The sequence below is a fragment of the Synechococcus sp. RC10B2 genome (genome assembly GCF_047502635.1).
Window position 1 is genome coordinate 16,033 of record NZ_JANSHO010000092.1, and the last position, 23,450, is coordinate 39,482.

A 23,450-nucleotide genomic window follows, 5' to 3' on the forward strand; every position below is an offset into this window, starting at 1 on the left:
CTCCCCATGCCGGATTACGAGGCCCTTGTCCATCTCCTGATCGAGCCGTTGCTCAGCGGTGGCCCGCCGCAAATGGATGTGGAAACCACTTGTGGCGGGCGCAAGGTATGGCTGCGGCTGGCTTTTGACCCCAAGGATCGCGGGCGGGTGTTGGGGCGAGGCGGGCGCACCCTGCAGGCCATTCGGCAGGTAATGATGGCGGCAGCTCAGTTGGCGGGGCAATCGCTGTACATCGACATCTACGGAGAGTCTGGAGAGCGGGAATGAGCCAGATCCTTACCTTCTTGGGCAAAGGGGGCACAGGCCGGAGCACCCTGGCCGTGGCAGCGGCCCGGGCAGCAGCCCAGCAGGGGCGGCGGGTGCTGTTGGTGGGCCATCAGCCGGGGTCGGGGCTGGAGATGCTCTTGGGCGGGATCCCGCTTTCCGGCGAGCCGGTAACCATTGCCGCCAATTTAAGTGTGGTGCAGTTGCGCACAACTCAGCTCCTGGAGCAACACTGGACGGCGGCCAAGGAGCTGGAAGCCCAATACGTGCGCACTCCCTTTTTCCGGGAGATCTACGGCCAGGAGCTGGGGGTGTTGCCGGGGATGGATCAGGCCCTGGCTCTGGAAGCCCTGCGTCGCTACGATGCCAGCGGCCAGTACGACTGTATTCTCTACGATGGGCCGGGGGATCTGACCACCTTGCGGGCTTTTGGGATCCCGGAGGTGGCCAGTTGGTACTGGCGGCGGGCTTCTAAAGCTTTTTTGGGCTCCGACTTGGCCAAAACCCTGCGCCCTTTCGTCGAGCCCCTGCTGCGATCGGTCAGCACAGTGGAGTTCTCGTCTTTAGAGGATCTGTCGAATCGGCTGGGGGGGATGACCAACATTTTCGAGGAGGGACGCCAGGCCATCGCCGATCCTCGTCGCGTGTTGGCCCACCTGGTAACCACCCCGGATCCGATGGCCGTGCAGACTGCCCGCTACCTCTGGGGCAGCGCCCAGATGGTGGGGCTGACGGTGGGTGGCCTCTGGGTCATGCCGCTGGTTCCTGGGGAAGTGTCGGCTGCCGATTTTTCTCCGCTGCCTGTGCGCATCCTGCCGCGGCGCCAGGGATCCGATTGGTCGGCTTTGGAAGAGGCGGTAGGAGGGATTTTCGCGGTGCCGCAGGTGCCGCCGCCGGTGGCCATCGACGAGGGAGCCCGTACCGTCAAGCTGTTTATTCCCGGCTTCAGCAAGGCCCAGATCGAGCTGAGCCAGTCGGGGCCGGAACTGACCATCACCGCCGGGGATCAGCGGCGCAACTTGTTCTTGCCCCCCAGCTTGGCAGGCCGGCAGGTAACCGGGGCCAAGTTTCAGGAGCCTTTCTTAGTCATCACCTTTGGCTAGGCCATCGCGCCAGCGGAGGAGAAGGCGATGTTGGCCAAGCGGATCATTCCCTGCCTGGATGTGGCGGCGGGGCGGGTGGTCAAAGGGATCCGGTTTGTGCAGTTGCGCGATGCCGGGGATCCGGTGGAGCTGGCCCAGGCCTACGACCAGGCGGGAGCTGACGAGCTGGTTTTTCTAGACATCACCGCCACTCACGAAGAGCGGGAAATCTTGCTGGAGGTAGTGCGGCGCACGGCGGAGCAGGTGTTTATCCCCCTCACGGTGGGAGGTGGGATCCGCGATCTGGAAGGGATCCGGCAACTGTTGCGGGCCGGGGCCGACAAGGTGAGCCTCAATTCGGCGGCAGTCCGGGATCCGGATCTGGTCACCCAGGCCAGCCGTCGGTTTGGATCCCAGTGCATCGTGGTGGCCATCGACGCCCGTGCCAAACCTCAGGGTGGCGGTTGGGAAGTGTACGTGCGCGGGGGGAGGGAGCCGACGGGCCTGGACGCGGTGGAGTGGGCCAAAACCGTGGCCGAGCGGGGGGCGGGGGAGATCTTGTTGACCAGCATGGACGCCGACGGCACCCAAGCGGGCTACGACTTGGAGCTGACCCGCCGCGTGGCCGAGGCGGTGGCGGTGCCGGTGATCGCCTCAGGGGGGGCAGGGGAATGTGCCCACATCCGCCAGGCTCTGCAAGAGGGGGGAGCAGAAGCAGCCCTGTTGGCCTCGCTGCTCCACTACGGCCAGTTGACAATTGCCCAGATCAAAGCCGATTTGGCCGCCCACGGCATTCCGGTGCGTCGCTAAACCTGGAGAGTTTGCCCATGCAGGATCTGGCCGATCTCCTGCCCCATGTCAGCCGCCTCGCGGAAACAGCCGGGCAGGCCATTTTGGAGATCTATCGGCAAGATCAGATCCGGGTCAGGGACAAGGCCGACTCCTCCCCCCTCACCGAAGCCGATCTGGCCGCCCACCACTTGATCCTGCGGGGCCTGCAAGATCTGACCCCCGGCCTCCCCGTGCTCTCGGAAGAATCCGGCGGGATCCCGTATCCGGAGCGGCAACAGTGGCGGCAGTTCTGGCTGGTGGATCCCTTGGACGGCACGCGCGAGTTTATCGGGCGCAGCGGCCAGTTCACCGTGAACATCGCCCTCGTCGAGGCAGGGATCCCCATCTTAGGCGTCGTCCATGCCCCCGCTCTCGGCCTTACCTACAGGGCTGTGCAAAGGCTGGGGGCCTATAGAGGAGATCAGCCCATCCGGGCCCGCCCGCCCGCCCAGGCCCCTCTGCAAGTGGTGGCCAGCCGCTCCCACCGCGGCCCGGAGACGGAGCAATTTCTCGAGCGGCTGCGGCGGCGCTACGGTTCCCTCGAGGTGAAGTCGGTGGGCAGCGCCCTGAAACTCTGCCTTGTGGCCGAGGGATCCGCCCATCTCTACCCCCGCTTCGACCCAACCATGGAGTGGGATACTGCTGCTGCCCACTGCATCGTCGAGCAAGCCGGGGGAAGCGTCACCGATCTAAAAGGGGATCCCTTGCGCTACAACAAGCCTGATCTGCACAACCCGCCCTTTGTGGCGGCTGCCGCCGATGCAGCCCAACTGTGGCAGGAGCTGGTTCCCTAGAAAGCCTGGGATTACATGCCCATCTCGGTGGGGTTGAACCCCTCCGGAAACTTGGTGTACTCATCGTAGAGGGCGCCGCGAAAACGGGTGTTGGTGATGATGGCTCCCCGCAGATCGGCGCCAATTCGCAAATCGGCGCGGCTGAGATCGGCCTCGCTAAGGTCGGCCCTGAGCAACTTGGCCCGGTAGAGGTTGGCCCCCCGCAGATCGGCCTTGACCAGCTTGGCCCCAATGAAGTTCACCCGCCGCAGTTTGGCTCCGCGCAGGTCGGCCCCTGAGAGATCTGCGCCCGACAGATCCCCCTCGCGCAAATCCGCCCCACTTAAGTCGGCATCCCGCAGGACAATGCCCCTCAAGTTCGCGCCGCTCAACTGGGCTCCGCTCAGGTTGGTTCCAGAAAAATCCCGCCGGCCAGACGCATAAGCCTGCAACAGTTGCTTGGCGTCCAGCAGAGGTTTGATACTCGCTGTGGTCATCGCTGTTTGTTTCTCTCGCAAAAACGCAGAAGGCTACCCTAACCCCACCAGAGGCAGGCCAAGAGCTCTTCTGGGCTAGCTTATGTGTCCCCCTGCTTAGGATACCCCAACGCCCCTGAGCCCAGAGGAGACACTCTCAAGAAGACGCTACCTCCCATTCGTTCAAAGCCGGTCGATTTCGCGGCGTAGATTTTCTAGCTCTACATCTACCTCGCTCTCGCTGGTGGCAGCAGATTGATCTCTCGGCAGAGCTTTCTGCTCTCCGGCGGGCAATTGGCCCCCCATCGCCGCTTTCAGCATCATCAGCTCGTGATCGATGTCCGAGCCACCTGCTTCCAAAGCGGCAAACTGTCGCTCCAAGTTGTCCACCGCCAGCTCGGCCACGGCCGCCGACTGAGCTTCCAGGGCGTTTACCTTCTCTTCCATACGCTCGAAAGCCGCGAAGGCACTGGTGGCGTCCACCCGTCCGATAACCTGGTTAATTTGTTGGGAAGCTTTGGCCGCCCGAGCCCGCGCGATGAGCATATCCTTTTTGGTCTTGGCCTCGGCGATCTTGCTCTCCAGCTTGGTCATGTTGGCCTTCAAGACTTCCACCTGTTTGGTCTGCTCATCCAACTGCCGCTTCAGGCTCTGGGCGGTTTCGGCAAAGGTTTTCTTGCGCACCAGCGCTTCGCGGGCCAGGGCCTCGTTGTTGTTGCGCAGGGCCAACTCGGCGCGCCTTTGCCACTCGTCGACGTTCTGCTGCGCCTGCTCGTACTGCCGCTCGATCCGCTTCTGGGCAGCAATGGCCTGGGCAACTGCCTGCCGCATTTGGTAGTGATCCTCAGACATGTCCTGAATGGTTTGGTTCAGGATTTTCTCCGGATCTTCGGCACTGCTGATCAGCGCGTTGAGGTTGGCTCTGATGATCCGGCTGACCCGATCGAACAATCCCATCGGTCGTTTCCCCCTCTCGCAGTTTGACCTAATGCTACCCTTGCCACGCCGGCGCCTTCCAGGGCTCCTACTCCAGTATAGGGATCCCTGGCCGGGATCCGAAGAAATGGGCCGTAACCCCAGACCAACGCTCCAGCCCTCCAAAACAGCCGCTGCAGAGAGGAGCCCGTCCCCCCCTGGATTTTCGCAGGTTGCATGGAATTGTCGGGATCCCTGAAAGCCGAGAGGGTTTGCCGGACAAGGCCTTTTCGAACTTTGGCAGAGTCTTTGGGATCCTCTGACAATGGGCTGTGCTGGAATCGAACCAGCGGCTCCCACCGTGTCAAGGTGGTACTCTACCTCTGAGTTAACAGCCCTCGCTGAAGATGCGGCTGCGCATCTGCCCAAGGGTTGGAAATTGATGATATCACATCTGCAAGCCACTTCGAGGCCCACTCCTTGCCGCTCGGGGCTGCCAAGACGACGACTTCTATGGCCTTGTCCATCCCCTCCTACACTTGTGCCTGGCCCAGCGCAGGCGGGGATCCCATCTGCACAAGCGGCACTTCTCCCAGGTGTCGATACAGGACATTGTGCAGCAGCGCCATCTCTACCATCCGCAGAGGAGCTATCAGTCTTTTGCCGAGATGCAACGCTCCTGAGCTTAAGAGTCAGTCGTCGCGGCACAGGGATCCAATACGAGCTTGGCAGGTGGCGATTTCTTCGGGGGTGAGGTTATCCCAGTTAACATCGCGGCGCAGCACCAGGCCGTTGTGGCCGGTGATGAAGCGGGGCAGTTCGGCTTGGTCGATCACGCTCAGATCCCGCATGTGGTAGGTGGTGTAGTAGGTAACCTCCGGAGCGTCGAAGTCCACATCGATGAGGGTAAGGGTCTTGCGGGGGGGCAGGGGGCTATTCAGGAGGGGGCGGGGGCCGGAGCCGAGGATGCCGCAATGGAGCAGTTGCAGTTGCCCCTTGTGGCCGGGGTAGTAGCCGTGGTGGTGGCCGCTGATGTAAGTGTGGACGCGATATTTCTCCAGCAGGGCCCGTTTGGCGTCTGCCTCCAGCAGCACCTCTCCCGGATCGTCGCGTCCGACGGTAATCGCATAGAGAGGTAGGTGACCGATGACGATGCGCAACTTGGCCTTCTGGGCTCGTTCGCTGGCCAGCGCCGCTTCTGCCCAGGCCATCTGTTCCGGCGGGATGTAGTTGCAGGTGGCATCCCAAACTAAGTAAAACACCCCGTCTTTTTCGAAGGTGTAATAAAAGGGAAAGTCGCCTCGATCCACAAAATTCAAACCGGGATCGTGGGCCGGGTCGTTCCAAAACTCGCGGGCCAGATCCCGTTCTTTTTGGAAGAGAAAGCCCCCGCGCGTGCTGCGGGCACAGGACGCATCGTGGTTGCCCAGCGTGAAGCCGTAGGGCAGTTTGGCAGCACGAAGCGGGCCGGCCACATGCCGGTCAAAGGCTGCCCACATGGCGCGGATGCGCTCCTCCGACAGGCGGGGATCTTGGCCAGCCACCATGTCCCCTCCCCCCAAGACGATATCCGGCTGGAAATAGGGGATGAGGCGGATGGCCCGATCCACCTCCGGGTCGTAGTCCACCGAGCCGTAGATGCCATTCAGGTCGCTGATCACCATCAGGCGCAGATCGCGGCGGGCTGGGATGTAAAGGCCCCGGGGAGCTTCCGGATGGGGGACAACTGTGGGCGTAGGCCGAGGGGTAGGAGGCGGGGAAGCAGGGGATCCCATCTCTGCGGATAGAGGCACAGAAGCAGGGCGCTGCCGACTGGCCCAATAGGCCCCCACCAATCCACTGCTGCCGGCCAATCCCAACAGGCCTAAGATCATTTGGCGCCGCCGCATCCCGCTTCTCCTCAACACCCCAGCGATATTCGTAGATAGGCGATATCGTATTGTAAATAACTGAAGAAAATAACTGATAATTGACGCGCTCCCGTTGGCGCCCTTTCCTCCGCACACTGCCTGGACAGGTCGATGCCCGACGGAGATCTGGAGATCAGCCTTTGGAAACTTCGATTTAGGAATGTTAAGCTAGTGTGAATGAGTAACCAGCTATCTCAGACTCGGTATGACTTGAGGTTTGCCCATGCCTCGCCCTGTGGATTCTTTGGAAGCTGCTTTGGAGCGATGCCGGGAGTGCAATCTGCGCCTCAGCCGGCAGCGTCGCTATATTTTGGAACTGCTGTGGCAATGCGGCGAGCACCTTTCTGCCAGAGAGATCTACGACCGCCTCAATCGGCAGGGCAAGCCCATTGGCCACACATCCGTCTATCAAAATCTGGAGGCTCTGGCCAGCCACAACCTCATCGAGTGCCTAGATCGCGCCGATGGGCGCCGCTACGGCAATCGTACCCATCCTCACAGCCATGTCAACTGCCTGGATAGCAACCGCATCCTGGACGTAGATGTGGAGCTGCCGCCGGAGCTGCTGGCCCAGGTAGAGCAGAAGACAGGCACTCGCATCCAGAGCTACCGCATTGAGTTCTATGGGGTGGAAAATCCCGGGGAAAGCTGAGCTGGCCAGCCAGTAGATTCTCGGGGCGGGATCCCGAGTTCTTCTGGAAGAGGATGAGCCAATGTCAGTAGGCTCGGTTTTGCCCTTTGCCGATCTGCGACTGGATTTGCTCAAGAGAAGCGGCGGGGGCCAGACACTTGCTGCCCCAGCACACCAACCCCACAGCTCCTGCCGGCAACGGCTCGGCTGCGGTGGGCAGGGCAAAGACGGTGGTGGGCCAAGAGCGCTGTTGCAGCGCAGCAATGTGCTCCGCTTCTAGGGTTGCCTTTACCCAGTTGTTGTACCAATCCAGCCCGACGAACAAACTGGGGCAGACCCGCGGCTGGGTGCTCATGATGTGGGCAAAGGTTTTCAGGGCCTGTTCTGCCCGTTCCAGGTAGTCCAGATCTCCGGTGATGGCGGCCAGGCGCACCAGGTTAGCAACAGCCACCCCATTGGCTGCGGGGGTGGCGTTGTCCTGAAACTCCTTCTCCCGCACCAGCAGCTCCGGGGTGCTCTGGGCGTCGCTGACAAAGTATCCCCCCCTGGCCTCATCCCACAGTCGCGTGTCCATCTCCTGCTGCAGCCGAATGGCGGCCTCCAGCCAGTACTGGGAGCTGGGATCGCCTGTCCGCGGCAGGCAGGCCTGGTGCAAATCCAACAGGGCCTTGATCAGCAGAGCGTAATCTTCCGATTGGGCAGGTACCTGGGCTGTGCCATCGTAGTTCAACCGCAGCAGGGATCCCGTCTGGGGGTGGCGCTGCTGGCTGAGGATGAATTGGGCGGCCCGCAGGGCCAACCGCAGATAGTCCTCCTCGCCAAACACCTGGTAGGCCCGCGCCAGGCCGGAGATCATCAGGCCGTTCCAGGAGACGATCATCTTGGTGTCGGTGACCGGCGGAATGCGTCCTGGCCAAGATTGCCGGCGGGCCGATTGGGCATCTACGGCGGGCGGGAAGGGGGTTCTCCGCTCGGTGGAGCCGTAGCGAGCTCGAAACAAATGGGTCGTCAAAGCCGTTTCCACTTCCGGCGGCAGCTCCCCTCCTTGCCTGCGCTGTAGGACGATACAGCCGGGCCGATCGGGGAAATTGCCCCCCGGCGAGAGGAAGAAAGCCTGCTGCAGGGCGCGGAAGGTTTCTGCATCCAGCAGATCCTGCAGCTCCTGCCAGCGCCAGACGTAGAACTCGCCCTCCTCGGGCTCCGCATCCTCTGCTCGGGCAAAACTGTCGGCATCCTGGGCCGCGTAGAAATACCCGGCAGGGGCGGTCATCTCCCGCGCCACCCATTCCACCGTCAGGCGCACCGCCCGCTCGATGGCCGCATCCTGGATCCCGTGGGCCCACAGCTCGGAGAGAAACTCCAAGATCTGGCCGTTGTCGTAGAGCATTTTTTCAAAGTGGGGCACCGTCCAGGTGGGATCCACGGTGTAGCGGTGAAACCCGCCGGCCACATGGTCGAAGATCCCTCCTAACACCAAGGCCATCCCTCGCTCCTTGGCCCGTTCTAGCGCCGTCGGCGAGCCGGGGATCCCTTCTGGCGGGTCGAAGCGGGCCGAGCGCAACACCAACTGGGCGTAGGGCATCATGGGAAACTGCTGCACTGCCCCGGCGTTGGCCAGCAAGGGTTGGATTTTGGGGATCCCGGAGCGCAACAGGTCAGGGGGAATATGGTCTTCCGGCACCAGGTCGCTGAGGGTGGTCAGGGCCGCCAAGATTTGGCCCTTCATGTCCTCGATTTTGTCTTTTTCCTGGCGGTAAAACTGCAGGATGCGCTGCAGTACGGTCAGAAACCCCGGCCGGCCAAAGCGAGGCTCCACCGGAAAATAGGTGCCCGCGTAGAACGGCACCAGGTCGTCGGGCGTGAGGAAGACATTGAGGGGCCACCCCCCCTGCCCGCTCATGAGCTGCAGCGCCTGCATGTAGATGCTGTCTAGATCAGGCCGCTCCTCGCGATCCACCTTGATGGGCAAAAAATGGGCATTGAGGAAGGCGGCGATCTCCGGGTCGGAGAAGGCTTCCCCCTCCATGACGGTGCACCAGTGACAACTGGAGTAGCCGATGGACAGAAAAATCGGCTTGTCCTCGGCCCGGGCTTTCTCCAGGGCCTCCGGGATCCAAGGCCACCAATCCACCGGATTCTCGGCGTGCTTGCGCAGGTAAAGGCTGGAACACGTGGCGAGGCGATTGGCCATAGGTACACCCTCTCACCCTTTTTGCTTCAGGCTAGCGCGTCCTCTTCCCAAGGCGGAGCCAACCCACTGTTGTTCAAGATACACTGACCTACGCCTCCCCTTGCCCCAGGGATCCCTGTTGGTCAGACCTGCTCCTGTTCGGCAGCCGGGATCAAAAAATCCAGCGGACGCCCGTGCAAAACCAGCGTGGTGCTGGGGTTTTCCACAAAGCCAATGCGCTCGTAAAAGCCGCGCTGATGGGTGGTAAACAGGTAGATGCGCTCCACCGACTGCAGGTGGGGATGGCTGATCAGGGTTTCCACCAGCTTGCGCCCGATGCCCTGCCGTCGATACTCGTGATCGACCACGATGTCCCAGAGGACGGCCCGGTAAACCCCATCGGAGGTGGCGCGGCCAAAGCCAATCAGGCGCTCCCCGTCCCAGGCGCTGACCACCGGGTGGCTGTGGGCGATGGCCCGCTCCATCTCTTCCCGCCGGCGATTTTGGGCCCAAAAGGCGTTGCGGTTCAACAACACCAGGAGCTGATCCAGATCCAGATCTTGCCGCTCCAGGGAGAAGCGAATGTTGCGGTTGTCCACCGGTTGATGAGAAAAGGTGATGACAGGCTCGAGGGAGGGATCGGACATGAAGCAGACCTTGGGCAACGAAGATTGGCAACGGTTCACTGGGCAGCAGAAAACGGCAGCAAGATCGAGGCTAGCCAGCGGAGGCATTGTCGGCGGCCCGCCCTGCCTGCTCCAAAGCATAGGCTTTGAAGCGCTCCAAGTCCGCTTGAATCGTGCTCTCCACCACTTTGCCCACAAACAGGCCGTCCAAGATTTTGCCGAGGAGCCCCGGGATCTTGTAGGCCACCGACAGCTTGACAATAGTACTGCCCTTGCGATCGTAAAACCGCAGTGCCCCCCGATTGGGAAGCCCCTCCACCGATTGCCAGCCGATGTGCTGATGCTTCACCACCGTATGGGTGCGGGAGATCCAACTGAAGGTGAGGCCGCGCGTATCCAGTGTCCACCGCGACAGCTCCTGATCCAGCAGCTCCACCGAGCGGATCCACTTCATCCAGCGCGGCATGAGGGCGAGGTTGGCCCACAGCTCCCACACCTGCTCGATAGGAACCGGGACCTCCACCTGACAGGTGTGCTCTAACCAATCCGACTCTGACATAGGGCCTCCCACACGACATCCGGCAGAGATGAGGGAGCATCCTACGGCTTGACCACAAAGCCTCTAGGAGGGATCCCTGCCTTTACAAAATTTTATATCGACCTAAGATAACAATATCAGCTCAGCCGAGTTTGGGGCTTTGCGCTTTGGAGCAGCTCCAACCTCTCTCCAGGCAAGTTGCAGCTGATGCCCATGAGAGAGATGCAGAAGGCAGGTATCATGGTTGCCATCTGCAAGCTCCACTTGCATCGGCTCGGTGCGTCCACTTGTTTGACTCGACGGAACGATCTCACCATGATTTCCCAGTGGAAGCAGCATCTCAAGAACTACTTCGTGGCGGGGTTGCTGGTGGTGATCCCGTTGGCAACCACCATTTGGCTGACGGTGGAAGTGGCCACCTGGAGCATTGGCTTTTTGACCAGCATTCCCAAGCAGTTTAATCCCATCCAGGGGCTGCACCCGATTTTGATCAACCTCATCGATCTGGCGGTGGGCTTGCTGACGCCAATCCTGCTCATTTTGTTGATTGGCTTCATGGCCCGCAACATTGTTGGCCAGTGGCTGCTCAACCTAAGCGAGCAGTTGCTCCACGCCATCCCGATAGCGGGGCTGGTCTACAAAACCCTGAAGCAATTGGTTAGCGTTTTGTTTGCCCCCAACAACCAGCGCTTTCGACGGGTGGTGCTGGTGGAATATCCTCGGCCTGGGGTTTGGGCGTTAGCTTTTGTAACGGGCGTCATTCAAACTCCCATTCGACCGGATGGGCCGCAGCGCTCCCTCAGCCTGTTCGTGCCCACCACGCCCAACCCAACCACCGGCTGGTATGCCATCGTGCCGGAAGACCAGGTGGTGGAGGTGTTCATGCCGGTGGAGGATGCTTTTAAGATGCTCATCTCCGGCGGGATCGTGACCCCCGAGACCTTTGAGGCGGGTCTCAAACGGCGCGAAGGGGCTCTGGCGGTAACCATGCCCAGCCTGCGGGAGTTGGTGGAGCAGGAGCGGGCGGCAGCATCCACTAGGGCCGACTCAACGGCTGCCGAGGTGGGCTTTGAGGCTTCCTAGTTGGCCGCTTCCTCTGCTGGCAGGCCGGGCTGCCAGAGCTGGTATTCTTTGGCCTGCTCCAGGCGCACGTAGAAGGGCTGCATCTGCCGATCCAAGGCTTCCGCCTGCTCCGGGGGGAAAGCTTTCCAGGCGGCGCGGCTGGCCCAGCGGAGGATGAGGTGGACAAGTTCGGGATCCTCTACATCCAGCCAGACTTCTTTGCCCAAAAAGCCCGGCTGTTGGCGCAGGGCCGGCCCCCAAACCTGCTCGTCTTGTAGGATAAAGGCCCTCTGGCCACCGGGAGGAACGCGGAAGCAGAGGTGCTCGATGGCGATGGGCTGGTCTGACATTGGCAAAGGTTGGCTCTTGGCTGGCTAGGAGGCGGACGAAGGGTTGATCAGCCGCTGCAGGGTGGGAATGAAGTCGGGGTAGGAGATGCGGGCACAGTCGGCCCCTCGAAGGGTGGTGGATCCCTGGGCGGCCAGGGCAGCTACCATCAAGCTCATGGCGATGCGGTGGTCGGCGTGGCTATCCACCTCGGCCCCCTGCAGAGGGATCCCCCCTTTGATTTCCAGGCCGTCGGGATATTCGGTGACCTGGGCCCCCATCCGGCTGAGTTCCTGGGCGATGGCCGCCAAGCGGTCGCTCTCTTTAACCCGCAATTCCGCCGCATCGCGAATGACCGTAGTCCCCTCGGCAAAGGCTGCCGCCACCGCCAAAACCGGGATCTCATCGATGAGGGTGGGAATGAGATCGCCGGCAATGCTGCAACCCCGCAAACGGGCCGAGCGCACGCGCAGATCCCCCAGAGGCTCGCCGGCCACCTCCCGCCGCTTCTCAACCTGAATATCGGCCCCCATCTCCTGCAACACCTGCAGCACGCCGGTGCGCGTGGGGTTGAGACCCACATCCTGTAGCAGCAATTCGCTCTCGGGCACAATCGAGGCGGCCACCAGCCAGAAGGCTGCCGAGCTGATGTCCCCTGGCACCTGCACCGTCTGGCCCACTAGGCGGGATCCCCCCACCACCGCCACGGTTTTTGCCGCCACATCGACAGAGATCTCGGCGCCAAAGGCCCGCAACATCCGCTCCGAGTGGTCGCGGGAAAGGGCCGGCTCTGTAACCTGAGTAGTGCCTTCTGCCAACAGGCCCGCCAGCAGCAGGCAGGACTTTACCTGGGCCGAGGCCACGGGCGAGTGGTAGTGGATCCCCTTTAGGGATCCCCCCTGCACAGCCAGAGGTGCCAGGTTGCCCCCGGCCCGTCCCCAGATGTTGGCCCCCATCTGCCGCAGCGGCTCCACCACCCGTCCCATGGGCCGCGAGCGCAGGGAGCGATCCCCAGTGACAGCAAAAAAGCGACCCGCCTGGCCAGCCAGGATCCCCAACATCAGGCGCAGGGTGGTGCCGGAATTGCCGGCATCCAACACCTCTGCCGGCTCCTGCAGGCGATCCAAGCCCACCCCCTGGATGCGGACGCACTCGCTGTTGAGCTCTGGGATATCGGCCCCCAGGGCCCGAAAACAGGCTGCCGTACTGCGGGGATCCTCCCCCAACGACAGGCCGTGAATGACGGTTTCCCCTTCCGCCAGGGATCCCAGCATCAGGGCGCGGTGGGAGATGGACTTATCGCCTGGAATGCTCACTTGACCGCGCAGGCCGCGGGCGGGCGAGAGCGTCAGGATGTCGGCAGAAGAAGCGGTGGTCAGCACAGCAGCCGTAACACCAAACTAAAGAACAGACAAAGGCAAGAGCAGTCTTAATCATACGTTAGGCTGGAACCTGCCCTGCTCTTGCCGGCGGTCGGCCTTGCACCCAGATGATCCTGAACCACTGGAAGACAGCCCGTCTTTTGACGGCAGCCGACCCTATCCTCGAGGATGAGCTTAACAACATGGATTCCTCGGTCGGGGCCTGGCCTCGGCCTTTTTTTTGCAAGCCCTTACGTTGTGAATGCTAGCGTTTGATGGTACTAGAGTTGTCTACCGATCCTGCAATAGGTAAAGCTAGGAGCGGGGAAAGAATCAAAGCCACCCCCTGCGCCTATGGACTTGGCAAGAGCTGAGCTTGGGGAAATGCTTCTGTACCACCACGAGTCCGTTTTGACGGAGGCAGTGGTGGCCTACCTGCAACCCCAGCAGGGCGGCGCGTTTTTGGACGTGACGTTGGGAGGCGGTGGGCACAGCTTGGCGCTGCTGCAGAGGGGAGCGGATCGCGTGGTGGGGCTGGATCGCGATCCGACGGCTCTGCAGGCGGCCCAGGCGCGTCTGGCCGCAGCCGGGATCCCCGGCAATCGCCTCCAACTCTGGCACCTCAACTTTGCCGATTTCGACCTGCAGCGGCACGGCTTTCGGGATGAGCGAGGGCAGGGGATCCCTTTCGATGGCATCGTAGCCGACCTCGGGGTGAGCTCGCCCCAACTGGACTGCCCCGAGCGGGGCTTTAGCTTTCGCGCCGAGGGGCCGCTCGATATGCGCATGGATCCCACTGCCGATCAGGAAACGGCTGCCGACTGGGTCAACCGCCGCCCCGTCGAGGACTTGATCGACATTTTCGTTCGCTATGGCGAGGAGCGCTTTGCCCGCCGCATCGCCCACCACATCGAACGCTCCCGCCCCCTTTTCACCACCACCCAACTGGCCCACGTAGTCTGGCAGGCGGTGCCGCCGGCGGCAAGACGGGGCCGCATCCACCCGGCCACGCGGATCTTTCAGGCCCTGCGCATTGCCGTGAACCGAGAACTGGAAGCCCTGGAAACCCTGCTGGCCCAGGCTCCCAATTGGCTAAAACCCGGCGGCAGGTTGGCCGTGATCAGCTTTCATAGCCTGGAAGATCGCCTGGTGAAATGGGCCTTTCGTACGGATCCCCGCTGGCAGGTGCTCACCCCCAAACCCCTGTGCCCTTCCGAGCTGGAGCAGCAACGCAATTCCCGCGCCCGCTCCGCCAAACTGCGAGTGGCTGCCCGCAGCAGCTAAGTTGCCGCCCTGCCCCCCTGGAGGCCCTCTGAGGTGCGTGGAGATCGGATAGAGTGGGGCCCAGTTGGCAGCAATTTCTTGGTGTGGGTGAGGTGCAAACCCCTATGGTCAGCCAGCCTTTGAACGCGAGCCGTGGCCGCAGTTTTCTCCCTGTCCAGCGCAAAACCGCGACCTTGGCCCCTCGTTCCCATCTAAGGACTACCCCGCCCCTCCCCGCCGGCAAAGTCAGAACCCGTCGCCCCCAACCCTCGAAATCAGCCTATCCCCATAGCCGGGATCCCGCCTGGAGAGAGCACCTGATCTGGTGGAAGCAGATCTCCACGGGCATGGCCATCGTCTCGGGGTTGTCAGTGCTGAGTGTGTACAGTTGGACGGTGCATACCCAAAGCCGATGGAGCCAGCGCTACCAAGTGTGGCAGCAGATGCAGCGCAACGAACGACAGTTTCTCCTCACCCAAGAGTCCATCGCCAATTCCTTGCGGGAAATCGCCGATCGCTCCGACATGGTGCCTCTGGTACCGGAGCGGATGATCGAGGTGCCAATTGCCCTCCCCAGTTCTGGGCAGGGGCAGAGCAAAGCCAAGCCTCTGGAGGCATCCGAGCAAGCCCCTCCTTTTTACCCGGTTGGATACTAATCCAAAGGCTCTAGGCGGTAGCGGCTGAGCCAGTGATCCAAGTGCACCTCCTCCTCATCCAGGAGTTGGGCGTTGATCAGACCCCGCTTGAAGGCAAGGCGAATGGCGCGGGCCCGCAAGCTAAAAGTTGTGCCCCACTCCTCGCTCTCAATTTGGTCGTTGCTCACCTCAAGCTTGTCGTAGAGATTGCGCAGACGATTGGTCACCCCTCGCCGCGACAAAAACCGCCGTGCGGCAATAGCTTGATCGGTGAGGCCGAGGGCAATATCGATCAACACCTCGTACTCAGCATCGCTGAGGCCGGTAATTTTGTTTTGCGAACGGGAATCGACCCCCCGCACCTCCCGATCGATCACGCATTGCTCATCCTGCACCACGGCCTGGATGGCACTGACCAATTTTTCGTCGGTGCAATTCTTCAGGAGATAGCCGTAGACAGTTTGCGGCGGCACGATCTTGTGCAGTTCCCGCACATAAACCTCATCGGCAAAGTGGGACCAAAAGATGATGCGCGTACTGGGTTGCTCCGACCAAACTTGTCGAGCCACCTCGATCCCGCTCATCTCGGGCATGCGGATGTCCAACAACAGGAAGTTGGGACGGTGCTGACGGTAGAGCTCCAATGCCTCTCTGCCGTTGGAGGCCATGTACACCGGGCCAAACTGAGGCAGATGCTGCATCAGCAGGCTGTGCACATGTTGGCGGTAAAGGGTGTCATCTTCAGCAAGGAGGGTGCTCACAGGCCTTGATCGCTAGTCGACCTACTCTATATGTTTCCTACCCTAGAAATCTCTGCGAAGGAAGACAAGGCACTAATGAGCAGTGGCAAAGTCGAGCCAGCGATCCCCTACGGCAGCTACAGGTAGCCCCTCAGGACGGTATTTGATTGACCCGGAACTGTTGCCATTCTTGGCGGGTTCGTTGCAGCATCTGTAGCAGCTCCTCCCACCGTTCGCCTTCGATCAGCCGCTCTATTTTCCCCAACTGGACTTGATAGCCACGCAGGGCGGCCAGGAGCGCCTGTCGGTTGTGACGGGCCATCTCCAGCCCCAACTGCGGGATCCCGCCACCGACACGGCTGGTATCTCGGAACCCGCTGCTGGCCAGGGTGCGAGCCAACTCCAGAATGTCGGGATCCTCCTCTTGGCCGACAGCAGCGATCAAGCCGGCGCCGATCATGACCGGCAAATGGCTGATCCAGGCCACCGCCTGGTCGTGGCGTTTCGGATCGGCCAGGACAACTTCTGCACCGACCGCTGTCACCAGTTCTTTCATCGCCTCGATCGCCTGCGGCTGCGTCTGGGGGAGGGGAGTGAGTACATAGGGCCGCCCCAGAAACAAGCTGGCTTCCGCCGCCTGGATGCCCTGCAACGTCTTGCCGGCCATCGGGTGCCCTCCAACAAACAGCGGCCACAATTCCGTTGCCGGAGCAACAATCGGTTGTTTCACCGAGCCGACATCGCTCACCACCGTCTGCGGCGATAGATGGGGCACCAAGGCCGCCAGCGTGACCAATACCTGCTCCAGGGGGGTGCAGATCACCACCACCTGGGGATCGAAATCAGCCAACTGAGCCAAATCGGTTCCACAGCCCTGCAGCGCTCCCCGTTCCAGCACCGCCTGACAGGTGGCCCGATTGCGGCTGATCCCCCAGACGGGATAACCCTCTTCGCTGAGTTTGAGGGCCAGGGATCCGCCGATCAACCCCAACCCGACAATGGCAATGCGCATGGTTTTCCGTATCTATGGTTACTATTAAGTACTCTGAAACGGCTTGGGGCATGGAGAGACGGCCTTTCCGGATCCCTTCCAGATTAAAACCAGATTAAAGCCAGATTAAAGGCTCCATCCCGCCGCGCAAAAAGCATACAGCGGAGGGATCCAGCAGCTAAGATGGAAGGATGAACTGGGTAACCCCCACAACAGTTCGCCCGGATCTTTCATCTCAGGAGGGGACCGTGCTTCATCGTAGGATCTATCAACTCAGCCGCGAAGGCAAGGATGTGTGGATCTACCTGCGCGATCAGGGACGCTGGCTGGAACGAGCCAAGATCCTCGATATCGAAGGGGATACCATCCTGGTTCGCTACGAAACGGAAGACGAAGAGGAGATTTGCTCCTGGGAGGAGATGATTCGTTTGGAGAGCATCGGAGCTGTTGCCCAGCGCCTTTCCTCCATCCCGAAAGGGGTGCTCAGCACCTCGGATTTGCTCATTTCCGAGGATTGTCCTCCTGCTGAGTTACTGCATTCTCCCTCTTCGCCTCGCGCCACAGAGCCCCTCAGCGAAGAGCATGCCGGCAGCGAGCGCCTTGAAGAGTATTACCTGGATCGGGAAACCTCTGCCGTCCGTGACGGCGAAGCGGAGTCTTTGCTGCCCCTGCGCCTGAACGGAGAAGACCTCAAACGGGCGGATCGGGCCCGAAACGATGTGGAAGGCCAGCGGGAGGGCAACCACGACTGAGCCGCAGTCTTCATGGAAAGCGGCAGAAAGGGATCCCTGGGTAGGATCTATTCTAGGAGGGATCCCCTACGGCAGGGACGAATGGTCAAGGGGCCGTAGAACTCCTCCTGGTAAAGCTCAACCTGCGAGCGAGAAGCCATTAGCAATAGCGACCAGAACACCTGAATCGGGTGGGAAGCCCCGCCACTGCCTTTTAGAGCGCTTTCTTGGCAAAAGTATTGCTGCAGGTCGTCAAAGCTGATTTGGGCGAGACCCTGCTGCCAAAGTTGGGCAAGCAGAGATTCCAGCTCGGCGGCGGTCTCTACGAGGTTTTCTGGGTGGGCCAACTGAGCGACTGCTGATAGCGCTTGCTTGCGAGAAACCCGTTGAGCCAGGGGCCTTGAGGCAGGCTCAAGGCGCTGTTCCAGCAAGGTCTCCAGCTCCTGCAGGTGGCCGATTAGTTCTTTGAGGGTGATGGGCCGAGTCCGACTCGGGCGGGGCACGGCCCTGGGTTGCAACACGCGATCCAGTTGGGCCGACGACCAACTCAGCCAGGGATCCTCCTCCACCTGCACCGGGTTGGTCTCCTCACTTTCTTCGTCTTCCGGCTTCGACAGCGCCATCGCCTTGAGATAGACCAACATAGCGGCATGGAGAAAAGCCTGTCCCGACTCCGACAGGTCATGGCTGCTGGCAGTGGGAGCCATACGGGCTAAAAACCGATCGATGACCTCGATAACCTGCACATCCCACGGGTTAATCTCGCCCCGTTCCGCCAAATCGATAAGCAAAGCAATTGCCTCTTCAGTCGGTGAGTAGGCCATAGTGCCCCTAGCCTCTGTCCCTCACTGTAGCCCCCAAGCGGGATCCCGGCCATCTCCAGCCGGATTCAAACCTCCAGCTCAACTTCTCAAGCCAACCGGCTGTGCAGAGGCGGCGCGATCGTGTAAGAATCGTGTAAGATAGTAGTCCAGCTCTAGCAGTTGCTAGAGTGAGAGTAAGGGCGGTTAGCACAGTGGTAGCGCACTTCCTTCACACGGAAGGGGTCACAAGTTCGAATCTTGTACCGCCCATAGGTTTTGACCTTTAGCAGACAGAGCTCCCCCTTCTCCTGCTGGGTGCTGCTTCTGTCTACAGGCTCCCCCGCCTTTGCTGGGGAGCCACCGCTTATCGGCAACGAGGACAGACAGCTTCCTCCCTGCCCTTAGGCAGGTGCTTCAATCGGGGTAGGCTGGGAAGATGCAGGGCTCCCCTGACTATAACCAAAAGCCAGGAGATGCTGCATGAGTCCCTTCACCAACCCTCCTCAATCATTGACTGCCGGCGAGTTTTTATCTCACTTAGAGGAGATAACAGGAGCCTACAAAGTCAAGACGTCTATTATCACCTTTTACAGCAGAATTTGGAGCCAAGCATTCGATCTCAAGTTTTCCAAGGGTCAGTGGGTTTTCGGGTACAGCCCCTACTGGAGAGCGCTTCTGGAAGCCAAGCTCCAAACCAGCGAATACTATCCAATATCTTGCGTTGTCAGGACCTTCACTGACGAAAAACACAAGCGCAAGGCCCCAAATGGCAAAACCGTCTTGATCCCGACCAAAGAGCTAAGGATGTTCTTTCTTCCCGCTCCAGGTCAGGTTATTAAGCTAACTCCAGAGGAATGCTTTGCCTGTCACCATACGGACTCCCAAACAGGAGAGCCACTCCCCCTTGAGCAAGATGTCAAGTTCTTGTAGTGGCGGCAGTGGGAGTTAGAAACTCTGCCGGGGCTGGGGCCATGTAGCTTAACCCCAATCAAGAGCTTGGCTGCAAGCGCAACAGGGATCCGTTGGGGGCATCCGTCAGCAGGTAAAGCAAGCCATCCGGCCCCTGGCGCACATCCCGGATACGGCCAACCGCCCCTTCCAGAAGGCGCTCTTCTGCCACAACGCGATCCCCATCCAGCACCAAGCGCGCCAGGTGTTGCCCGGCCAGCGCTCCCACGAATAGGTTGCCTCGCCATTCGGGGAAAGCCTCTCCTGTGTAGAAAGTCATGCCAGAAGGGGCAATGGAGGGGGTCCAGTGCAGCAGCGGCGAAGCCAATCCAGGAGCTGCCGCCAGTCCTTGACCAACCGGTTCGCCGCTGTACTCCCGACCATGGGTAATCAGGGGCCAGCCGTAGTTGATGCCGGGGGCCAAGATGTTGATCTCGTCCCCACCTTGCGGCCCATGTTCGTGCGTCCAAATGGCTCCTGTATCGGGGTGGCGGGCCATTCCCTGAATGTTGCGGTGGCCGTAGGTAAAAATTTGCGGCAAAGCCCCCGCTTGATTCACGAAAGGATTGTCCGCCGGGATCCCGCCTGTATCCGTAACGCGCAACACCTTGCCAGCAGCATCCCCCAGATCCTGAGCCCGATCCCGCTCGCCGCGGTCGCCGGTGCTGATGTAGAGAAACCCTTCTTCGTCAAAGGCCAGGCGGGAGCCGAAGTGCTGTTGGGCAGGCGTCTTGCGCTCCATGTCAAAGATCACTTCCAGATCCTGGAGTCCCTTCTCCCCCAGGCGGGCCCGCGCCACCCGCGTCCCCCCGCCGCCCGGCCCAGGAGCCGCATAGGACAGGTAAATCCAGCCGTTCTCCGCGTAGTTGGGGTGCAAGGCGATATCCAGCAGCCCTCCCTGGCCGCGGGCAAACACCTCCGGCACCCCGGCAATGGGCTGGGGATCCAACCCCTGCTCGGTAACTCGGCGCAGCCGGCCCGGACGTTCGGTAACCAGGATGGTGCCATCCGGCAGAAAGGCCATTCCCCAGGGATGCTCCAGCCCGCTTGCCAACGTCACCACCCGAAAGCGCTGCTGGCTTTTGGCTCTGGGCAGAGCTTGGGCGTGATCCCCCTGTTGCAGGGACATGACCGTTTCCGGGCTAACCGGGTAGGCCCCCACGGCAGCAGGGACAAATACCCCTCCCAAAAGCAACAAGGAGAGGAGTGGTATCGCCGGGATCCGCATGGCCATTGCCGCCTCGTTTTCGCGATGGATTTTGAGGTCTGAGCTAGCCGATCATTGCTGCTGCTCTTCACAAAAAGATGTACCGATGGGCGCAAAGTTGGCTGCGCACAAGAGTGGGGAGCTCCCTGTTCCCTTGCGGCCTTGGGTTAGCCTTGAGGGCGGCGATCTGTCCCCAACCCATGCTGGAACCCGGCGAGATCTTCGGCCAATTCCCCGCCCGCCCACCCCAGCGGCAAACCTGCGGATCCCTGCAGGAACTCCAGATCCATCCCAGAGGGATCCAATTGCTCTGCAGGCAGGGCTGCTGGTCTGTGCAGGTGCTCACCCCTCGTCTGCTGCGGCTGCGCTTTAGCCCCAGCGGCGAGTTCTTGCCCCGCCGCTCTTGGGATGTGGCTCTGGCGGATGAAGAGTGGCCGCCGGCTTTTTTTGAGCTGCAGGAAAGCCCCACCCAAGTTCACCTAGCCACCTCTCAGGTGCAACTGCAGATCGACCGGGATCCCCTCCGCTTTAGCTTTCGCGATCCCCAAGGCCAGGTCTTTTGTGCCGATCTCCCCGCCGGCCTCAGTTGGGGATCCGATGACATCCGCCTGGTCAAATCCCTCCACCCCGCCGAGCGCATCTACGGCCTGGGAGAACGGGCTGGCCTGCTCAACAAGCGGGGCCGGCGCTACAGCCACTGGACCCGCGACTGCTGGGGCTACGACGCCCAGAGCGACAACCTCTATCTGGCCATTCCCTTCGCCCTGGTTCTACGTCCTGGCCTCTCCTACGGCCTTTTTCTGCACTGCACCCACTGGAGCCAGTTCGACCTGGGCCAGGCGGATCCTAAACAGTGGGCCATCGAAGTGCGCGCCCCCGAGCTGGACTACTACCTCATCTACGGCCCCACCCCCGCCCTGGTGCTCCAGACCTACACCCAGCTCACCGGGCGAACCCCCCTGCCTCCTCTCTGGGCCCTCGGCTACCAGCAGTGTCGCTGGAGCTACGCCAGCGCCGCCCAGGTTCTGGCTGTCGCCAAGCAATTTCGCCAGCGCCAGATCCCCTGCGACGCCATCTACCTGGATATTGACTACATGCGCGGCTACCGGGTCTTTACCTGGGATCCCCGCCGTTTCCCTGAACCAGCCCAGCTCATGGCCCAGCTTCACGAAGCCGGCTTCCGAGGGGTAGCCATTGTCGATCCCGGCGTCAAGTTCGATCCCGAAGCTGACTACGCCGTCTTTGACGAGGGCCTGGCCCAGGACTTCTTCATTCGCCGCGCCGATGGCCACCTCTTCCACGGCTATGTTTGGCCGGGCAAAGTCCTCTTTCCCGACTTCTCGTGCCCCGAAGTGCGGCGGTGGTGGGGATCCTGGCAACGGGTTCTCACCCAAGCCGGTGTGGATGGCATCTGGAACGACATGAACGAGCCGGCCCTCAACGACCGCCCCTTCGGCGACGGCGGCCAGATCGTGGATATCCCCCCCGACGCCCCCCAAGGCCCTCCTGAGGAGCGCACCACCCACGCCGAGGTACACAACCTCTACGGCCTGCTCATGGCCCGCGCCTCCCGCGAGGGTCTAGAACAGCTCAACCCCGCCCGGCGCCCCTTTGTCCTCACCCGCTCCGGCTTTGCCGGGATCCAGCGCTGGGCTGCCGTCTGGACAGGCGACAACCAATCCTCCTGGGAACACCTGGAGATGTCCCTGCCCATGCTCCTCAACCTGGGCCTGTCGGGAGTTAGCTTTGTCGGGGCCGACATCGGCGGCTTCGGGGGCAATGCCACTCCTGAACTGTTTGCCCGCTGGATGCAAATGGGGATCCTCTACCCCCTCATGCGCGGCCACAGCGCCCTGGGCACCCGTCCCCACGAGCCCTGGAGCTTTGGCCCTGAGGTGGAAGCCATTGCTCGGCAGGCCATCCAGCTTCGCTACCGGCTTCTGCCCTACCTCTACAGCCTCTTCTGGGAGTCCAGCCAAACCGGCTCCCCCATCCTGCGCCCCCTGTTCTACGAATTTCCCGACGATCCCCAGACCTACGAGATCTCGGATCAAGCCCTGCTGGGATCCGCTCTTCTGGCTGCCCCCGTCGTCCGCCCCGGCGTCCGCTGCCGCGCCGTCTATCTCCCCGCAGGCACTTGGTTTGACTGGTGGACAGGCCAAGCCCAGCGCGGCCCCGGCTCCATCCTCGTCCCCGCCTCTCTGGAGCAGCTTCCCCTGTTTGTGCGCGGCGGCTCCATCCTTCCCCTGGCTCCTCCCTGCCAATCCACCGCCCACCTGCGCCGCGACCAGCTCCACCTCCGCCTCTATCCCGGCGACGGCAGTTTCACCCTCTACGAAGACGACGGCCAAACCCTCGCCTACCAAAGCGGCCATTGGGCCACCACCACTTTCTGCCTGCGCCAAGAAGCCCACCAGCTCATCCTGGAGATCCAGCCGCGCCAGGGCAGTTGGATCCCGCCCCAACGCAACTGGATCCTCGAGCCCCTCGGCCAGAGCCCGCTTATTTTGGCAGACAGCGGACAAGCCCAGCAGATTCGCCTGCCCACTCCAGAAGGATCCCGCCCCTAGCCCACTGCCCTCACCGCCTCCAGCAGTTCGCGGTTGTCCCGCTTGAAGATGGGCAGCCACTCCACATGCTGATAGCGCAGGATCCCTTGGCTGTCCACCACAAAATAGGCCCGCCGCGTCCCCAAAAAACTGTCTACCCCATAGAGCTGGCTCACCTTCCTATCCACATCGCTTAGGAGGGGAAACTCCAGCTTAAGCTGCTCGGCAAAAGCTTCGTGTCGAGAGAGGGGATCGCTACTGATGCCCAGGATCTCACACCCTGCCGCCCGAAAAGCTCCCCAATCCTCCCGAAAGCAGCGCATCTCGCTTGTGCACACCGGCGAGAAGTCCGCCGGGTAAAAAGCCAGCAACACCTTGCTCTTGCCTCGGTAGGCCCCCAGCGAAATCGTCGCCCCCTTCGGGATCCCTTTCCCCACTGCAGGCAGGTTGAAGTCAGGAGCTGCAGTCCCAATCACAATCCCCATAAAGCCGTCCGAAACCTTAAGATCCCCTCACCAGTCTAACGGCGAATCCGGATCCCTTGCTGCGTCTGGAGGGGTTATGGTGGGTGGTATTGACATATGGGTTGAGGTGGGGGTAAGGTAGTAAAGCGCCAG

At 61.5% G+C, this 23,450-nt stretch carries 23 protein-coding genes, 2 tRNA genes and 1 pseudogene; 12 read left to right on the forward strand and 14 right to left on the reverse strand.

The genetic code is table 11. From position 1 onward, the window contains the following. Positions 1–6: 6 nt before the first annotated feature. The 4 genes from NW855_RS14755 to cysQ are packed head-to-tail and all read left to right on the forward strand — an operon-like array spanning position 7 to position 2,971. Positions 7–267, forward strand: coding sequence for a KH domain-containing protein (locus NW855_RS14755; RefSeq protein ID WP_011431089.1), 261 nt, complete (start codon positions 7–9; stop codon positions 265–267). Beyond that, on the forward strand, positions 264–1,367 hold the full coding sequence (locus tag NW855_RS14760; RefSeq protein ID WP_011431090.1) for an ArsA family ATPase: 1,104 nt from the start codon (positions 264–266) through the stop codon (positions 1,365–1,367). The genes NW855_RS14755 and NW855_RS14760 overlap by 4 nt, the downstream gene beginning before the upstream one ends. Before the next feature lie 27 nt (positions 1,368–1,394). Beyond that, positions 1,395–2,156, forward strand: coding sequence for an imidazole glycerol phosphate synthase subunit HisF (gene hisF, locus NW855_RS14765; protein ID WP_011431091.1), 762 nt, complete (start codon positions 1,395–1,397; stop codon positions 2,154–2,156). Between the two features lie 17 nt (positions 2,157–2,173). Beyond that, complete coding sequence (gene cysQ, locus NW855_RS14770; RefSeq protein WP_011431092.1) at positions 2,174–2,971, forward strand: 3'(2'),5'-bisphosphate nucleotidase CysQ; 798 nt, start codon at positions 2,174–2,176, stop codon at positions 2,969–2,971. An 11-nt stretch (positions 2,972–2,982) separates the two neighbouring features. On the opposite strand, the gene NW855_RS14775 is transcribed toward cysQ, so the two are convergent. The 4 genes from NW855_RS14775 to NW855_RS14790 all read right to left on the reverse strand — a co-directional run bounded on the left by NW855_RS14775 (position 2,983) and on the right by NW855_RS14790 (position 6,230). Continuing rightward, positions 2,983–3,447: a pentapeptide repeat-containing protein gene (locus tag NW855_RS14775; protein WP_414402492.1), complete on the reverse strand. Its 465-nt coding sequence runs from the start codon at positions 3,445–3,447 to the stop codon at positions 2,983–2,985. A gap of 162 nt (positions 3,448–3,609) precedes the next feature. Then, positions 3,610–4,383 carry a PspA/IM30 family protein gene (locus NW855_RS14780; RefSeq protein ID WP_011431094.1) on the reverse strand — a complete coding sequence of 258 codons (774 nt, stop codon included), beginning with the start codon at positions 4,381–4,383 and terminating at the stop codon, positions 3,610–3,612. Between the two features lie 284 nt (positions 4,384–4,667). Next, positions 4,668–4,739: transfer RNA gene (locus NW855_RS14785), tRNA-Val, on the reverse strand. A 294-nt stretch (positions 4,740–5,033) separates the two neighbouring features. Further along, on the reverse strand, positions 5,034–6,230 hold the full coding sequence (locus NW855_RS14790; protein WP_011431096.1) for a metallophosphoesterase family protein: 1,197 nt from the start codon (positions 6,228–6,230) through the stop codon (positions 5,034–5,036). 244 nt (positions 6,231–6,474) lie between these two features. Here NW855_RS14790 and NW855_RS14795 point away from each other — a divergent pair, with 244 nt between their 5' ends. Then, positions 6,475–6,903, forward strand: a complete 429-nt coding sequence (locus NW855_RS14795) for a Fur family transcriptional regulator (protein WP_414402491.1) — start codon at positions 6,475–6,477, stop codon at positions 6,901–6,903. Positions 6,904–6,967: 64 nt separating this feature from the next. On the opposite strand, the gene NW855_RS14800 is transcribed toward NW855_RS14795, so the two are convergent. From NW855_RS14800 to NW855_RS14810, 3 genes are all read right to left on the reverse strand, one after another. After that, positions 6,968–9,073 (reverse strand): thioredoxin domain-containing protein, encoded by a 2,106-nt coding sequence (locus NW855_RS14800; protein WP_099812883.1) that lies wholly within the window; start codon positions 9,071–9,073, stop codon positions 6,968–6,970. A gap of 122 nt (positions 9,074–9,195) precedes the next feature. Beyond that, on the reverse strand, positions 9,196–9,699 hold the full coding sequence (locus NW855_RS14805) for a GNAT family N-acetyltransferase (protein ID WP_099813335.1): 504 nt from the start codon (positions 9,697–9,699) through the stop codon (positions 9,196–9,198). A 70-nt stretch (positions 9,700–9,769) separates the two neighbouring features. Then, positions 9,770–10,237, reverse strand: coding sequence for an SRPBCC family protein (locus tag NW855_RS14810; RefSeq protein ID WP_011431100.1), 468 nt, complete (start codon positions 10,235–10,237; stop codon positions 9,770–9,772). A 294-nt stretch (positions 10,238–10,531) separates the two neighbouring features. Here NW855_RS14810 and NW855_RS14815 point away from each other — a divergent pair, with 294 nt between their 5' ends. Next, positions 10,532–11,299, forward strand: coding sequence for a DUF502 domain-containing protein (locus NW855_RS14815; RefSeq protein WP_168173335.1), 768 nt, complete (start codon positions 10,532–10,534; stop codon positions 11,297–11,299). Here NW855_RS14815 and NW855_RS14820 read toward each other — a convergent pair. Together NW855_RS14820 and aroA are read right to left on the reverse strand one after the other, a co-directional pair. Beyond that, a complete protein-coding gene (locus NW855_RS14820; protein WP_099812882.1) occupies positions 11,296–11,628 on the reverse strand; it encodes a TIGR03792 family protein in 333 nt (110 codons plus the stop codon). The genes NW855_RS14815 and NW855_RS14820 overlap by 4 nt on opposite strands. 24 nt (positions 11,629–11,652) lie before the next feature. Then, complete coding sequence (aroA, locus tag NW855_RS14825) at positions 11,653–12,987, reverse strand: 3-phosphoshikimate 1-carboxyvinyltransferase (RefSeq protein ID WP_011431103.1); 1,335 nt, start codon at positions 12,985–12,987, stop codon at positions 11,653–11,655. Between the two features lie 333 nt (positions 12,988–13,320). Here aroA and rsmH point away from each other — a divergent pair, with 333 nt between their 5' ends. Further along, positions 13,321–14,250, forward strand: coding sequence for a 16S rRNA (cytosine(1402)-N(4))-methyltransferase RsmH (gene rsmH, locus NW855_RS14830; protein ID WP_011431104.1), 930 nt, complete (start codon positions 13,321–13,323; stop codon positions 14,248–14,250). Between the two features lie 104 nt (positions 14,251–14,354). Further along, positions 14,355–14,885, forward strand: coding sequence for a hypothetical protein (locus tag NW855_RS14835; protein ID WP_414402489.1), 531 nt, complete (start codon positions 14,355–14,357; stop codon positions 14,883–14,885). On the opposite strand, the gene NW855_RS14840 is transcribed toward NW855_RS14835, so the two are convergent. Both NW855_RS14840 and NW855_RS14845 read right to left on the reverse strand, forming a co-directional pair. Next, positions 14,882–15,625 (reverse strand): response regulator, encoded by a 744-nt coding sequence (locus tag NW855_RS14840; RefSeq protein ID WP_099812881.1) that lies wholly within the window; start codon positions 15,623–15,625, stop codon positions 14,882–14,884. The two genes, NW855_RS14835 and NW855_RS14840, sit on opposite strands and share 4 nt — an antisense overlap. 130 nt (positions 15,626–15,755) lie before the next feature. Further along, a complete protein-coding gene (locus tag NW855_RS14845; RefSeq protein WP_011431107.1) occupies positions 15,756–16,616 on the reverse strand; it encodes a prephenate/arogenate dehydrogenase in 861 nt (286 codons plus the stop codon). A gap of 227 nt (positions 16,617–16,843) precedes the next feature. On the opposite strand from NW855_RS14845, the pseudogene NW855_RS14850 reads away from it, so the two are divergent. Continuing rightward, positions 16,844–17,137 (forward strand): annotated as a pseudogene (locus tag NW855_RS14850) (DUF6679 family protein); the annotation flags it as partial. Between the two features lie 257 nt (positions 17,138–17,394). On the opposite strand, the gene NW855_RS14855 reads toward NW855_RS14850, so the two are convergent. Beyond that, positions 17,395–18,150: a segregation/condensation protein A gene (locus NW855_RS14855; protein WP_414509005.1), complete on the reverse strand. Its 756-nt coding sequence runs from the start codon at positions 18,148–18,150 to the stop codon at positions 17,395–17,397. A 177-nt stretch (positions 18,151–18,327) separates the two neighbouring features. On the opposite strand from NW855_RS14855, the gene NW855_RS14860 reads away from it, so the two are divergent. Both NW855_RS14860 and NW855_RS14865 read left to right on the forward strand, forming a co-directional pair. Next, a tRNA-Val gene (locus NW855_RS14860) sits at positions 18,328–18,399 on the forward strand. 210 nt (positions 18,400–18,609) lie between these two features. Next, entirely contained in the window at positions 18,610–19,059 is a 450-nt protein-coding gene (locus NW855_RS14865) for a hypothetical protein (protein ID WP_041438520.1), read from the forward strand. A gap of 58 nt (positions 19,060–19,117) precedes the next feature. On the opposite strand, the gene NW855_RS14870 is transcribed toward NW855_RS14865, so the two are convergent. Continuing rightward, a complete protein-coding gene (locus tag NW855_RS14870; RefSeq protein ID WP_228375286.1) occupies positions 19,118–20,311 on the reverse strand; it encodes a PQQ-dependent sugar dehydrogenase in 1,194 nt (397 codons plus the stop codon). Between the two features lie 173 nt (positions 20,312–20,484). Between NW855_RS14870 and NW855_RS14875 the strand changes: the two genes are divergently transcribed. Then, complete coding sequence (locus NW855_RS14875; RefSeq protein ID WP_240530530.1) at positions 20,485–22,854, forward strand: glycoside hydrolase family 31 protein; 2,370 nt, start codon at positions 20,485–20,487, stop codon at positions 22,852–22,854. Here the strand turns inward: NW855_RS14875 and NW855_RS14880 are convergent. Next, positions 22,851–23,318 carry a peroxiredoxin family protein gene (locus NW855_RS14880; protein WP_011431112.1) on the reverse strand — a complete coding sequence of 156 codons (468 nt, stop codon included), beginning with the start codon at positions 23,316–23,318 and terminating at the stop codon, positions 22,851–22,853. The genes NW855_RS14875 and NW855_RS14880 overlap by 4 nt on opposite strands. Positions 23,319–23,450 lie beyond the last annotated feature (132 nt).

Coding starts and splice junctions, on each gene's coding strand:
- NW855_RS14755 (WP_011431089.1), top strand. CDS start 7: ATGCCGGATTACGAGGCCCTTGTCCATCTCCTGATCGAGCCGTTGCTC.
- NW855_RS14760 (WP_011431090.1), top strand. CDS start 264: ATGAGCCAGATCCTTACCTTCTTGGGCAAAGGGGGCACAGGCCGGAGC.
- hisF (WP_011431091.1), top strand. CDS start 1,395: ATGTTGGCCAAGCGGATCATTCCCTGCCTGGATGTGGCGGCGGGGCGG.
- cysQ (WP_011431092.1), top strand. CDS start 2,174: ATGCAGGATCTGGCCGATCTCCTGCCCCATGTCAGCCGCCTCGCGGAA.
- NW855_RS14775 (WP_414402492.1), bottom strand. CDS start 3,447: ATGACCACAGCGAGTATCAAACCTCTGCTGGACGCCAAGCAACTGTTG.
- NW855_RS14780 (WP_011431094.1), bottom strand. CDS start 4,383: ATGGGATTGTTCGATCGGGTCAGCCGGATCATCAGAGCCAACCTCAAC.
- NW855_RS14790 (WP_011431096.1), bottom strand. CDS start 6,230: ATGCGGCGGCGCCAAATGATCTTAGGCCTGTTGGGATTGGCCGGCAGC.
- NW855_RS14795 (WP_414402491.1), top strand. CDS start 6,475: ATGCCTCGCCCTGTGGATTCTTTGGAAGCTGCTTTGGAGCGATGCCGG.
- NW855_RS14800 (WP_099812883.1), bottom strand. CDS start 9,073: ATGGCCAATCGCCTCGCCACGTGTTCCAGCCTTTACCTGCGCAAGCAC.
- NW855_RS14805 (WP_099813335.1), bottom strand. CDS start 9,699: ATGTCCGATCCCTCCCTCGAGCCTGTCATCACCTTTTCTCATCAACCG.
- NW855_RS14810 (WP_011431100.1), bottom strand. CDS start 10,237: ATGTCAGAGTCGGATTGGTTAGAGCACACCTGTCAGGTGGAGGTCCCG.
- NW855_RS14815 (WP_168173335.1), top strand. CDS start 10,532: ATGATTTCCCAGTGGAAGCAGCATCTCAAGAACTACTTCGTGGCGGGG.
- NW855_RS14820 (WP_099812882.1), bottom strand. CDS start 11,628: ATGTCAGACCAGCCCATCGCCATCGAGCACCTCTGCTTCCGCGTTCCT.
- rsmH (WP_011431104.1), top strand. CDS start 13,321: ATGGACTTGGCAAGAGCTGAGCTTGGGGAAATGCTTCTGTACCACCAC.
- NW855_RS14835 (WP_414402489.1), top strand. CDS start 14,355: ATGGTCAGCCAGCCTTTGAACGCGAGCCGTGGCCGCAGTTTTCTCCCT.
- NW855_RS14845 (WP_011431107.1), bottom strand. CDS start 16,616: ATGCGCATTGCCATTGTCGGGTTGGGGTTGATCGGCGGATCCCTGGCC.
- NW855_RS14855 (WP_414509005.1), bottom strand. CDS start 18,150: ATGGCCTACTCACCGACTGAAGAGGCAATTGCTTTGCTTATCGATTTG.
- NW855_RS14865 (WP_041438520.1), top strand. CDS start 18,610: ATGAGTCCCTTCACCAACCCTCCTCAATCATTGACTGCCGGCGAGTTT.
- NW855_RS14870 (WP_228375286.1), bottom strand. CDS start 20,311: ATGGCCATGCGGATCCCGGCGATACCACTCCTCTCCTTGTTGCTTTTG.
- NW855_RS14875 (WP_240530530.1), top strand. CDS start 20,485: ATGCTGGAACCCGGCGAGATCTTCGGCCAATTCCCCGCCCGCCCACCC.
- NW855_RS14880 (WP_011431112.1), bottom strand. CDS start 23,318: ATGGGGATTGTGATTGGGACTGCAGCTCCTGACTTCAACCTGCCTGCA.